Consider the following 12494-nt stretch of genomic DNA (forward strand, 5'->3'; position numbering starts at 1 on the left):
GTTCAGATGGCAAAGCGACTCGACCTCGAGAACGTCGATATCTTCTACGGTGACTTCCACGCGGTGAAGGACGTCGACCTCCACGTCCCGCCCCGGTCCGTGACCGCGTTCATCGGCCCTTCCGGATGTGGCAAGTCCACCGTCCTGCGCTCCCTCAACCGGATGCACGAGGAGATCGCCGGGGCCTACGTCAAGGGCTCCATCAAGCTCGACGGTGTGGACATCTACGACAAGAAGATCGACCCCGTCGCCGTCCGGCGGACCATCGGGATGGTCTTCCAGCGCCCCAACCCGTTCCCCACGATGTCGATCAAGGAGAACGTGGTCGCGGGGCTCAGGCTCCAGGGCGTCAAGAACAAGAAGACCCTCGACGAGGTCGCCGAGAAGTCGCTGCGCGGTGCGAATCTCTGGAACGAGGTGAAGGACCGCCTCGACAAGCCCGGTGGTGGGCTCTCCGGCGGCCAGCAGCAGCGTCTGTGCATCGCCCGCGCGATCGCCATCGAGCCGCAGGTACTCCTGATGGATGAACCCTGTTCCGCGCTCGACCCGATCTCGACACTGGCCGTGGAGGACCTCATCGCCGAGCTCAAGAACGAGTTCACGATCGTGATCGTCACCCACAACATGCAGCAGGCCGCCCGCGTGTCCGATCAGACCGCGTTCTTCTCCCTCGAGGCCACCGGCATGCCGGGTCAACTGGTCGAGGTCAACTCCACGGAGAAGATCTTCTCCAACCCGGACAACAAGCAGACCGAGGACTACGTGTCCGGCCGTTTCGGCTGACCCGTCCCGGCGCTCACACGGACGTCACTGCCCCGGTACAGGCCTCGAGGCCGGCACCGGGGCAGTGACGTTCCCCCACGTCAGGTCGCGGTGTGTCAAGAGTCCCCGGCGGTGCCGTCCCGGCCCGTGGCCTCGTGGCGGGCGATGCGCTCCTTGAAGGTCCGGTCCGTCTCGTTGAACTGGCGCACCAGTTCCTCGCTGGAGGGGGACGGGCGCTCGGGGTCGTCCTCGGGGACGGTGGCGTACTCGCCGGTCGCCAGGAAGATCACGCGCTGGGCGACCTCTACGGCGTGGTCGGCGAAGCGCTCGTAGTACCTGCCCAGGAGGGTGACGTCGACCGCGCAGGCGACGCCCCACTTCCACTCTCGGACGGTGAGCAGGGTGAACAGATGGCGCCGGAGGTCGTCGACGGCATCATCCTGCCGTGCCAGCGTGGCCGCCTGCTCGGCATCACGGTTGAGGAGGACCTCGGTGGCGGAGCGCCCCAGTGAGACCGCCACCCGGCCCATCTCGGCGAGGTAGCCGTTGACGGGCTCCGGCAGGACCGGCTCGGGATGGCGACGGCGGACGATCTTGGCGACGTGTCCGGCGAGGGTGCCCATCCGGACGAGGTCCTGCACGAGCTGGATCGACGTGACCACCTGTCGCAGGTCCCGCGCGACGGGCGCCTGGAGGGCGAGCAGGGCGAAACCCCGCTCCTCGTTCTCGGTCGCCAGCCTGGACATCTCCGTCGCGGACTCCAGGACCTTCTCCGCGGCGACGAGGTCGACCTGGAGCAGGGCGTGGGTCGCCAGCTCCATGTCATCGGTCGCGAGGGAGCACATCCGGGCCATGGACGTGGCCAGGCCCGCGAGTTCTTCGGAGTAGACAAGACGCATGTTGCCAGAATACGCGCATGTCAGGGCGGTCACCGCCGGTGCGGTGAACGACCGGTGAACATTCGTCCGCGGTGGGCTCAGCCGCCCGAGTTCTCGGCGTCCGCGCCCTCGAGCGCGGTGGCGTCGTCTTCCGGGTCATCGAGCCAGCCCTCGGGCAGCAGCACCTTGGAGGGGGAGCCCTGACGCCCCCGCGGTCCGTACCCGTCGGCAGGGAAGGGCTCGTCGGCGGGAAGGTCCGCGAGCAGCTCGGCCAGGTCGTCCAGGGTGCGGACGGCGGACAGGCCGACCCGCTTCTCCGATCCGGCCGGGAAGCCCCGGAGGTACCACGCGACGTGCTTGCGGATGTCGCGCATCCCCTTGTCCTCGCCGTGGTGCTGCGCGAGGAGTTCGCCGTGGCGGTACATGATGCGCGCGACCTCGCCCAGCGCGGGCGGGGTCGGCGCCTCGCGACCGTCCAACCGTGCGGCCAGTTCGGAGAAGAGCCACGGACGGCCGAGGCAACCGCGGCCGATCACCACGCCCGCGCAGCCGGTCTGTTCACGCATCCGCACGGCGTCCTCGGCGGAGAAGATGTCGCCGTTCCCCAGCACCGGCACATCCGAGACCGCCCCGACGTGCTCGACGAGCCGGGAGATCTGCGACCAGTCCGCCTCCCCGGAGTACCGCTGGGCGGCCGTCCGCGCGTGGAGCGCGACGGCCTGCGCGCCCTCCTCGACGGCGATGCGGCCGGCGTCGAGATGGGTGTGGTGGGCGTCGTCGATGCCGACGCGCATCTTCACCGTCACCGGGATGTCGGTGCCCTCGGTGGCGCGGACCGCCGCGGCGACGATCGAGCGGAACAACCGGCGCTTGTAGGGGATGGCGGACCCGCCACCGCGTCTGGTGACCTTGGGCACGGGGCACCCGAAGTTGATGTCGATGTGATCGGCCAGGTCCTCGTCGACGATCATCTTGGCGGCCGCGTAGGTGTACTCGGCGTCGACCGTGTACAGCTGCAGACTGCGCGGCGACTCGTCCGGGGCGAAGGTGGCCATGTGCAGCGTCCCGGGCTGGCGTTCCACCAGGGCGCGGGCGGTGACCATCTCGCAGACGTACAGGCCGGACACCGAGCCCTGCTGGTCACGCTCGATCTCGCGGCAGAGCGTGCGGAACGCGACGTTGGTGACCCCGGCCATCGGCGCCAGGACGACGGGGGACGCGAGCTCCAGGGGGCCGATGCGCAGTGCGGGGGCCGCGGCGGCGGTGGGTGCGGACATGACCCCGATTCTCCCAGCGGGGCGCGAGCAGGTCCAATGGGCCCGCGCGCCGGGCGGTACATGGTGCCCCCAGTCGGGCTCGAACCGACGACCTGCGGATTAAAAGTCCGTAGCTCTACCAACTGAGCTATAGGGGCGACGGTCACGATACCGTCCTCGTGTGCGGTTGGTTTATCCGCCCGGTGGGCGGTGCCCTACACTGGACCCCGCTGCGGACCGGGGCACCCGGACGTGGCGTAGGCCCCCTTCGTTTAGCGGCCTAGGACACCGGCCTTTCACGCCGGCAGCGCGGGTTCGAATCCCGTAGGGGGTACACATGGTCGAGGTCCCGGTCACCGTCAGGTGGCCGGGACCTCGTGCATTCATGGCCCGCGTGCCTCTGTCGCGACCCTGACGTGCTCGGATACGGCTGGCAGGGGGCCGATTTGCGCAAAGGTCCGGCGGTCCACTAATGTTCTTTCTCGTGCGAAGAGCACGGCCCTGTGGCGCAGTTGGTTAGCGCGCCGCCCTGTCACGGCGGAGGTCGCGGGTTCGAGTCCCGTCAGGGTCGCCAGAGACATACCGGCGCATTCGGTGTTCACCGGGTGCGCCGGTGGTCTTAGGGCCAGGTAGCTCAGTTGGTACGAGCGTCCGCCTGAAAAGCGGAAGGTCGTCGGTTCGATCCCGACTCTGGCCACAACACCGACGAACGCGTCGGAGGGAACCCCCTCCGGCGCGTTCGTCGTTTCGGGGAACGTCCTCCCCTCGTTATAGCGTGGACGCCATGCCATCGACTGCCGCCGAGGTCCCTGACGTGCCGGAAAAGTCCCGAACGGGACCTCGGTGGGGGATCGTCGCCGCCGTCAGCGGACTCGTCGGCATCCTGCTCGCGATCATCGTGCCGCTGCTGCCGGTCACGCAGACCACCTCCACCGTCAGCTGGCCCGAGGCGGGCACCCTCGAGCCGGTCACCGCGCCGCTCGTCGCGTACTACCCGCTCGACCTCACCGTCGAGGTGCCGTGCACGGCCGTCGGGCAGTTGCCCGACGGCCGCGAGGACGGCGTGCTGGTCTCGACCGCGCCCCGCGAGGCGGGGGAGAACGCGGCGGCCCGCGCGCTCATGGTGTCCGTGGCCGGCCCCGACGTGGAGGTCCGCAGCCGCAACGCGCTCGTCGCCTCCGCGCCCACCGACGCGGTCGCCGCGCCCGGCGCGTGCTCCACGATCCGCGTCACGGCCGACTCCGGCTCGATCGGCGCCGAGTTCGTCGGCCTGGAGATCGACGGGCAGGGCGTCGGGGGCCGGATCGACGCGGACCTCCGTCCACAGGTGGTCGGGGTGTTCACCGACCTGGAGGGCGCGGCACCGGAGGGCATGGCCGTCGACATCACGGTCGACTCGCGCTACACCACGCAGGCGACCGCCATCAAGCAGATCGCGATCGTCGTGGGCATCCTCGCGATCCTCGTGGCACTCGTCGCGTTGCACCGGCTCGACCTGCGGGACGGGCGGACCGCGCGACGCATCCTCCCACCGGGCTGGTGGAAACCGCGTCCGCTGGACCTGCTGGTCGTGGCGACGCTCCTGGTGTGGCACGTCATCGGGGCCAACACCGCCGACGACGGCTACATCCTCACCGAGGCGCGCGCTGCCGTCTCCAGCGGCTACATGCCCGAGGTGTTCCGCTACTACGGGGCCCCGTACGCGCCGTTCGGCATGCCGTACTACCTCTACACAGCGATGAGCGCCATCTCGCTGGGCAGCGTCTGGCTCCGACTGCCCGCGCTGCTGCTCGGCATCGCCTCGTGGATCCTGCTGTCCCGGGAGGTCATCCCGAGGCTCGGCATCGCCGCCCGCCGCGCCGCGGCCGTGCGGTGGAGCACCGCCGCGGTCTTCCTCGCGTTCTGGCTCACCTACAACAACGGCCTCCGGCCCGAACCGATCATCGCCTTCGGTGTCCTGGCCACCTGGGTCTCGCTCGAGCGGGCACTCGCGACGGGACGGCTGCTACCCGCGGCGACCGGGTTCATCATCGGTGGGCTCACCCTGTCCGCAGCGCCCACGGGAACGTTCTGCATCGCGGTCATCATCGCCGCGTCCAGGCCACTACTGCTGCTCGTCATCCGGCGCGCGAAGCGCGACGGCTGGGTACCGACCGTCGCGCCGCTGCTGGCCGCCGGACTGGGCGTGCTGCACCTGATCTTCCTCGACCAGCCGCTGGTCACCACGCTGCAGTCGTCGGCGCTGCTCGGGGATGTCGGCCCCTCGGGCAGCTGGTACGAGGAGGTGTGGCGCTACGAATGGCTGATGAACCCCACCCCGGACGGCTCGCTGGCCCGCCGTTTCGGTGTACTCGCCATGCTCCTGTCCCTCATCACCTGCGCGGCGATCCTGTTCCGTAAGGGCCGGATCCCCGGGGTGTCCGTGGGCCCCGCCCGCCGCATCGTGGGATTGGCGGCCATCTCGATCGCGTTCATGGCGCTCAACCCCACCAAGTGGACCCACCACTTCGGCGCCTTCGCCACCATCGGCGCGGCGCTGGCGGCACTGGTGACCATGGCGGTCCTCCCGGCGGCGACCAGGTCACTGCGCAACCGCATGCTCTTCCTCGCCGGTGTCCTGTTCGTGCTGGCGCTGAGTTTCACCTCCACCAACGGCTGGTGGTACATCTCCATCTACGGCATCCCGTGGGGCGGCACCCAGCCGACCATCGCCGGGATCACCCTGTACTCCGTGTTCCTCGGGCTGATGCTCGTGGCACTCCTCGCCGCCCTGGTCCTGCACTACCGGGAGCCGTTCATGACGCGCACCGGGCAGGAGCGGGACGGTGGCGACCGCGGACCCCTGCTCCGGTTCGCCCGTGAGGTCTCCCACGCCCCACTCGGGCTGGCCGCGGCCCTCGTCGTCGTCGTCATCGTCGCCTCCATGGCCGCAGCGGTCCGCAACCAGTACCCCGCGTACTCGGTGGGTCTGCAGAACCTCCGCGCGCTCTCCGGCGAGCCGTGCGGCATCGCCGATGTCGTGCTCGCCGAGCCCGACGCCAACGCCGGCCTGCTCGCCCCCGTCGGCGAGCCCCGGGACCAACTCGAGGCCGGCGGCGAGGCGGTCGTGTTCGACCCCGACGGGATCCCGACCGACCTCACCGCCACGCAGGCGGCCGATACCGATACCCCCGGCACCGGCGAGGGCTCCGACACCACGTCGACCACCGCCGGCACCGAGGGCGGCGTGCGCATCGGGGAGGGCATCAACGGCAGCCACGCAGTCCTGCCGTTCGGACTCGACCCCGCCCGCGTGCCGGTCCTCGGCAGCCACCAGTCGGGTGCGCAGTTCAACGCGGAGACGACCACCAACTGGTACCGGCTCCCCGAGGGGGAGGGGGAGAACGGCCAGAAGAGGGAGGACCCGCTCGTCACGATCGGCGTGGCCGGGTCCTTCGCTCCCGACGCGGTGCTCGTCGAGTATTCCACCGGCGGCGGGGAGTTCGAGGTGGCGGGCTCGGTCCTGCCGATCGACATCGGGCCGGCTCCGTCCTGGCGCAACCTGCGCGTACCGACGGACACCCTGCCCGCCGACGCCTCGGCCATCCGGTTGGTCGTGCGCGACCTCGACCCGGACCCGTCGCGGTGGATCGCGTTCACCCCGCCGCGCATGCCGGAGCTGGTCACCATGCAGCAACTGGTCGGCGACTCGAGGCCGGTGCTGCCGGACTGGGCGGTCGCGTTCCACACCCCGTGCCTGCGCCCGTTCGACGAGTACGCCGGCGTCCACGAACTGCCCGAATACCGCGTCCTGCCCGATCGGGGACTGGCCGTGAGCTCCACCAACACGTGGCAGGCGTGGGACGGCGGTGGCCCCATCGGGTTCATCGAGTTGCTGCTCGAGGGCGAGACGGTGCCGACCTACCTCGAACACGACTGGGACCGCGACTGGGGATCGCTCGTGCGGTACACCCCGCTCGTGCCCGAGGCGCGCGAGGCGACCGTCACCCACGACCAGGCCGTACGGTCGGGACTGTGGAACGGTGGGCCGCTCGCGCGGTGACCGGCTAGCATCGGCCCCGGAGCTATTACAAGGACTTCCAAGTAATGGCGCACAGGCACCTGACGACGACAGACTGGAGACACGCATGTCCGTGACGGAGAAGCAGTTCGAGAACATCCTGGTCGAGCAGACCGACCGGGTCGCGACCATCACGCTCAACCGCCCCAAGGCGCTCAACGCGCTGTCCAGCGGCATGGAGAAGGAGGTCGTCGAGGCCGTCGAGGCGTTGGACGGCGATCCCGGGGTCGGGTGCATCGTCATCACCGGGTCGGAGAAGGCCTTCGCGGCCGGCGCCGACATCAAGGAGATGAAGGACAAGAACTACCCGGGCATCTACCTCGAGCGGTTCTTCCACGACTGGAAGCGCCTCACCGCCGCGCGCACGCCGATCATCGCCGCCGTGTCCGGTTTCGCCCTGGGCGGCGGCTGCGAGCTGGCGATGATGTGCGACATGATCATCGCCGGCGACAACGCCAAGTTCGGCCAGCCCGAGATCACCCTCGGCGTCATCCCCGGCATGGGCGGTTCGCAGCGCCTCACCCGTGCGGTGGGCAAGGCCAAGGCCATGGACCTGTGCCTGACCGGCCGCCAGATGGACGCCGACGAGGCCGAGCGCTCCGGCCTGGTCGCGCGCGTCGTCCCGGCGGCCGAGCTGCTCGACGAGACCATGAAGGTCGCCACCACGATCGCCTCCATGAGCAAGACCACGGCCATCGTCGCCAAGCAGGCGGTCAACCGTTCCTTCGAGACCACCCTCGAGGAGGGCCTGCTCGCCGAGCAGAACGCCTTCTACGCGCTGTTCGCCACGGAGGACCAGACGGAGGGCATGTCCGCGTTCGCGGAGAAGCGGAAGCCCGAGTGGCGTCGCTGAACGACGGACTGAGGCACGGGCACCTCGCCGGGGGCGGTGGCGGGACGCACGACGCGCACCGCGCCCCCGGTGAGCCCCTGCCCGTGCTCGTCCTCACCGGGTACCTGGGCGCGGGCAAGACCACCCTGCTCAACCACCTGCTGTCCGGCGCGCCGGGGCTGCGCATCGCCGCGATCGTCAACGACTTCGGCGAGATCGACGTGGACGCCACCGCCGTCGCCGGGCGGGTGGACTCCATGGTCTCGCTCGCCAACGGCTGCGTGTGCTGCGAGGTCGACGCCGGTGAGCTCGGCGAGACCCTCACCCGGCTCGCGGGTCCCGAGCTGGGCCTGGACCTCGCGGTCATCGAGGCCAGTGGCCTGGCCGAGCCGCCCGTCCTGTCGCGGATGGTCCACGACGTGCCGCGGGACGTGGCGCGCCACGCGGGGATGGTCCAGGTGGTCGACGCCGAAGGTCTCGACGACGCCCTGACGCGTCACCCGCGACTCGCGTCGCACCTGGCAGAGGCGGACCTCGTCGTCGTCAACAAATGCGACCTCGTCACCCGCGAGCGGTTCGGTGAACTACGCGCGACGATCCGCACCCACGCCCCGCGCGTGGCCGTGCTCCCGGCGGTGCGCGCCGCGGTCCCGGCCGGGTTGCTCCTGGACATGGCCCCCGACGGCTCCCCGACCGCCGCGCCCGCCGCGACGTCCGGCGGCACCCACCGGAACGGCGAGCACGGACACCACGAGCACGGACACGGCGAGCACGGACACCTGCATGACGGCTACACGGCTGTCACCGTGACGCCGGCCGGTCCCCTGCACCCGCGCCGCTTCCTCACCGCGGTCTCGGCGCCGCCGGCCGGCGCCTACCGCGCCAAGGGCACGTTGACCCTGGCAGGCGCGGACGGCCCCCGCCGCTACGAGGTGGCTCTGGTGGGCCGCCGGTTGGAGCTGCGCGCCGGGGGAGAGGGGCCGGAGGGTCTGGTGGTGATCGGCGTGGAGATGGACGACGACGAGGTGGTCCGCTTCCTCGACGAGGCCGTGCTGGACACCGGGGAGACGGTTGACGCCTCGGCCATGCTGGGCCTGCACCCGTACCTCGTCGGCGACCCGGACTCCAGCGACGTCGAGGAATGGATCTACGACGAACAGCGCGCGGCGCCCGTCACCGGGGTCGCCGCGATGTTGGCCGATCCCGAGGATCCGGAGGCATTCGATCCAGCTTTCACCCCCTGACCGCGGTGCGGGGACGAAGCTGCGGCCGGTACCCCCGACGACCTGACGCCTCTCTCATGTTCTGGTTCGGCGTCACCCCGACCACGTGCGTATAGTGGCGCTGACGACGCCGAAGTGTCGCACCGGCAGGGGGGCCAACCGCCCGCGGCGGGGGTGCTGCACGGACGAGGGAGGAGACCTCGTGGACGAGGACAACACCGGCCACGGCCCGAGCGGCGCCGGGGACGCCCAGCGACGCAAGCGTGACCTCGCCTCGGTGCGTAGCGCGATCGCGGCGCTGCGGGAGGCCACGGGGATCCCCGTGACGATCGGTGGTGTCGTCGGGGAGGGCCACACGTTGGTCCTGTCAGAGTCCCTCGGGATGCGGACCTCGGCGATGAAGGACCTCAAGGTCCATTACGGGGCCGGCGTGGGCGGTCGGGTCATGGCCACCGGCAAGCCGGTCGGCGTGGCGGACTACCCGCGGGCCGGGGTCATCACCCACGAGTACGACCTGCCGGTGCTCTCCGAGGGGCTGCGGTCGATGGCCGCCATCCCCGTCGTGGTGGGCAAGGACGTACGCGCGGTGATCTACGCCGGTGTCCACTCCTCGGTCCGGTTCGGCGAGAAGGTCCTCAACCAGATGGCGGCCACCGCCCGCGCCCTGGAACAGGAGATCGCGGTCAACGACGCACTGGCGGCCCGCGGCGCCGCCCCGGTCGGGCCCGGCTCCGGCGAGGGCCGGTGGGACGACGTGCTGTCCAACGAGCGGATGCGCGAGACCCACGCCCGCCTGCGGATGCTCGCCTCACGCACCGAGGACCCGGACGTCCGCGTGGAGCTCGAACGCATCTGCGCCGAGATGGTCTCCCCGCCGCCCGAGATGCCCACCGCGCGGTTGTCCCGCCGCGAACTCGACGTGCTGGCCTGCGTCGCCCAGGGAAAGACCAACATCGAGACCGCCGCCGACATGGGCATCGGTGCCGAGACGGTGAAGAGCTACCTGCGGTCGGTGATGCGGAAACTCGACGCGCACACCCGGTTCGAGGCGGTCAACGCAGCGCGCCGCATGGGCGCGCTGCCCTGACCCGCCCCGCTCCGGCCGGTCGCGCTCCGGTCAGCCGCGCTCCGTCCGCTGAGCTCCGGTCAGCCGCGCTCCCCGCCGGGCACCCACAGGACGTCGCCCTCCGGGTTCGCGACCCGGCCCAGGACGAACAGCAGATCCGACAGCCGGTTGAGGTACTTCGCGGGCAGGACCGAGGTCGTCTCCGGATGGGCCTCGACGGCCGCCCATGCCGAACGCTCCGCCCGTCGGGTGACGGTGCGGGCGACGTGCAGGTACGCACCCCCCGGGGTCCCGCCCGGCAGGATGAACGACGTCAGGTCCGGCACCTCGGCGTTGAACTGGTCGATCCAGCTCTCGAGGCGATCGATATAGGCCTGCTCGATGCGCAGCGGCGGGTACTTGGGGTCCTCGACCTCCGGCGTCGACAGGTCCGCGCCGGCGTCGAAGAGGTCGTTCTGCACGGTCCGCAGTACCGCGACGACACGGTCGTCCAGGCCTCCGAGCGTCACGGCCACGCCGATCGCCGCGTTGGCCTCGTCGCAGTCCGCGTACGCCACCAGTCGGGGATCGTTCTTGCTCACGCGCGAGAAATCGGAGAGGCCCGTGGACCCGTCGTCGCCGGTCCGGGTATAGATCTTGGTCAGGTGAACAGCCATGTCGGCCAACCTACGCTGCCGCGGGGCCGCGGCTGGAGCGGATCCCTCCCTCCTCTCGCCTAGGGTGGAACCGTGAGCGCTAATCCCACGTCCCGCGAGGAGAGCTTCCTCGTCCGCGGCGGTACCCGACTGTCCGGCGAGATCTCCGTATCAGGCGCCAAGAACAGCGTGCTCAAGCTGATGGCGGTGGCGCTCATGGCCGAGGGGCGGACGACGCTGACCAATTGCCCGACGATCTCCGACGTCCCCGCGATGGCCGATGTGCTGCGCCACCTCGGGTGCACGGTCGAGGTCTCCGGCGACACCGTCGTGATCGACACCCCGGCTGAGTTGGGGCACGTGGCCGATGACAAAGCGGCCCAGCGCCTGCGCGCATCGGTGTGCATCCTGGGACCACTGGTCGGCCGCCATCATCGCGCCGTGATCGCGATGCCCGGCGGAGACGCGATCGGAAGCCGTCCCCTCAACTGGCACCAGAACGGACTCAACCGGCTCGGCGCCCGCACCCGCATGGACCACGGCCGACTCGTCGCCGACGCGACCGAGCTCCGGGGCGCGAACTACGAGTTGAGCTTCCCGTCCGTCGGCGCGACCGAGACCTTCGTGACCGCGGCGGTCCTGGCGGAGGGCACCTCGGTTCTCAAGAACGCCGCGCGCGAGCCGGAGATCGTTGACATCTGCGACCTGCTCAACGAGATGGGGGCACAGATCAGCGGCGCGGGGACGAGCACGATCACCATCCGCGGCGTCGATGAGCTGACGCCGGTCAGTCACCGGGTGGTCGGGGACCGGATCGTCGCGGCCACCTGGGCCATGGGTGCGGTGATGACCCGGGGCGACGTCACCGTCACCGGCATCGACCCCATGTTCATCCATGTGGTGCTGGAGAACCTGCGCGCGGTGGGTGCCGACGTCGAGACCGGGCCCGACTGGATCCGGGTCGCCCAGGAGGGCCGGCCGCGGGCCCGGGACATCCGGACCCTGCCCTTCCCCGGTTTCCCCACCGACCTCCAGCCGATGGCGATCGCACTCGCCTCCGTGTCCGAGGGGGTGTCGGTGGTGACCGAGAACCTCTTCGAGGCACGGTTCCGGTTCGTCGAGGAGATGGTCCGCATGGGCGTGACCGCCGAGACCGACGGTCACCACGCCAAGATCGTCGGCCGCGAACGCCTGGACTCCGCGACGGTCTGGGCGAGCGACATCCGCGCCGGGGCCGGGCTCGTGTTGGCCGGCATGTGCGCGGACGACGTCACCGAGGTCTGCGAGGTCTTCCACATCGACCGGGGATACTCCGACTTCGTCGGGAACGTCCGGTCCCTCGGCGGCGAGATCGAGCGAGTGCCCACCCATCGTTGAGGTCGACGGGGCGGAGATCGGGCACGCAACGCCGAAACCGCCTCTGACCAGGCGATTAGTACTTTCGCCGCGGCCCGTGTAACTTTATCGGAGCCGCCAGGGAGCGGGCCGGAGCCGAGAGGCGAGGGCCTGGTTCGGGTGGTGGGAAAGTGCGGGTGTCCGGTTCTCCTGGTTTGACTGGGGCGGGCGGGTCACCTACGCTGGAGAAGTTGCCCCGAGCGGGTGGCGGATTGCAGTGACTACCCCGCGAGCTGGTTGTCTTCGGATGGCTGGTCAGTGGTGTGTGGGTGTTGTTTGAGAACTCAACAGTGTGTTTTGTTTGTGATAGTGCCAAATTTTTTGTTTGGTTGCGACCCTTTCACATCCCTGTCGTGGGGGTCGCGTTTTTGTTTGAACAGCCAGTTT

General features: G+C 70.1%; 9 protein-coding genes and 4 tRNA genes. 9 read left to right on the forward strand and 4 right to left on the reverse strand.

Annotated elements, in window-relative coordinates; genetic code table 11:
- Positions 1-6: 6 nt before the first annotated feature.
- Complete coding sequence (gene pstB, locus J1M64_RS08220) at positions 7-783, forward strand: phosphate ABC transporter ATP-binding protein PstB (protein WP_067712029.1); 777 nt, start codon at positions 7-9, stop codon at positions 781-783.
- A gap of 95 nt (positions 784-878) precedes the next feature.
- Here the strand turns inward: pstB and phoU are convergent, their stop codons facing one another.
- From phoU to J1M64_RS08235, 3 genes are all read right to left on the reverse strand, one after another.
- Positions 879-1661, reverse strand: coding sequence for a phosphate signaling complex protein PhoU (gene phoU / locus J1M64_RS08225; protein ID WP_067712032.1), 783 nt, complete (start codon positions 1659-1661; stop codon positions 879-881).
- 77 nt (positions 1662-1738) lie between these two features.
- Positions 1739-2917 (reverse strand): tRNA dihydrouridine synthase DusB, encoded by a 1179-nt coding sequence (gene dusB, locus J1M64_RS08230; RefSeq protein WP_067712036.1) that lies wholly within the window; start codon positions 2915-2917, stop codon positions 1739-1741.
- A gap of 61 nt (positions 2918-2978) precedes the next feature.
- Positions 2979-3054, reverse strand: a tRNA-Lys gene (locus J1M64_RS08235).
- Positions 3055-3157: 103 nt separating this feature from the next.
- On the opposite strand from J1M64_RS08235, the gene J1M64_RS08240 reads away from it, so the two are divergent.
- The 7 genes from J1M64_RS08240 (at position 3158) to J1M64_RS08270 (ending at position 10098) form a co-directional block, all read left to right on the forward strand.
- Positions 3158-3230 (forward strand) — tRNA-Glu (locus J1M64_RS08240).
- Between the two features lie 163 nt (positions 3231-3393).
- Positions 3394-3470: transfer RNA gene (locus J1M64_RS08245), tRNA-Asp, on the forward strand.
- Positions 3471-3519: 49 nt separating this feature from the next.
- Positions 3520-3593: transfer RNA gene (locus J1M64_RS08250), tRNA-Phe, on the forward strand.
- Positions 3594-3680: 87 nt separating this feature from the next.
- Positions 3681-6938 (forward strand): arabinosyltransferase domain-containing protein, encoded by a 3258-nt coding sequence (locus J1M64_RS08255; protein ID WP_206473839.1) that lies wholly within the window; start codon positions 3681-3683, stop codon positions 6936-6938.
- An 85-nt stretch (positions 6939-7023) separates the two neighbouring features.
- The gene (locus tag J1M64_RS08260) at positions 7024-7809 is read left to right on the forward strand and encodes an enoyl-CoA hydratase (protein ID WP_067712041.1); all 786 of its coding nucleotides are present in this window, start codon (positions 7024-7026) and stop codon (positions 7807-7809) included.
- On the forward strand, positions 7797-9032 hold the full coding sequence (locus J1M64_RS08265; RefSeq protein WP_206473840.1) for a GTP-binding protein: 1236 nt from the start codon (positions 7797-7799) through the stop codon (positions 9030-9032). Before J1M64_RS08260 ends, J1M64_RS08265 begins: the two co-directional genes overlap by 13 nt.
- Before the next feature lie 181 nt (positions 9033-9213).
- Entirely contained in the window at positions 9214-10098 is an 885-nt protein-coding gene (locus J1M64_RS08270) for a LuxR C-terminal-related transcriptional regulator (RefSeq protein ID WP_119191950.1), read from the forward strand.
- Between the two features lie 59 nt (positions 10099-10157).
- Here J1M64_RS08270 and J1M64_RS08275 read toward each other — a convergent pair whose 3' ends face one another.
- Entirely contained in the window at positions 10158-10733 is a 576-nt protein-coding gene (locus J1M64_RS08275; RefSeq protein WP_069388706.1) for a cob(I)yrinic acid a,c-diamide adenosyltransferase, read from the reverse strand.
- 72 nt (positions 10734-10805) lie between these two features.
- On the opposite strand from J1M64_RS08275, the gene murA reads away from it, so the two are divergent.
- Complete coding sequence (gene murA, locus J1M64_RS08280; protein ID WP_119191951.1) at positions 10806-12089, forward strand: UDP-N-acetylglucosamine 1-carboxyvinyltransferase; 1284 nt, start codon at positions 10806-10808, stop codon at positions 12087-12089.
- Positions 12090-12494 lie beyond the last annotated feature (405 nt).

The sequence above is a fragment of the Dietzia sp. KRD202 genome, from assembly GCF_017168155.1.
GTDB classification, from domain to species: domain Bacteria; phylum Actinomycetota; class Actinomycetes; order Mycobacteriales; family Mycobacteriaceae; genus Dietzia; species Dietzia kunjamensis.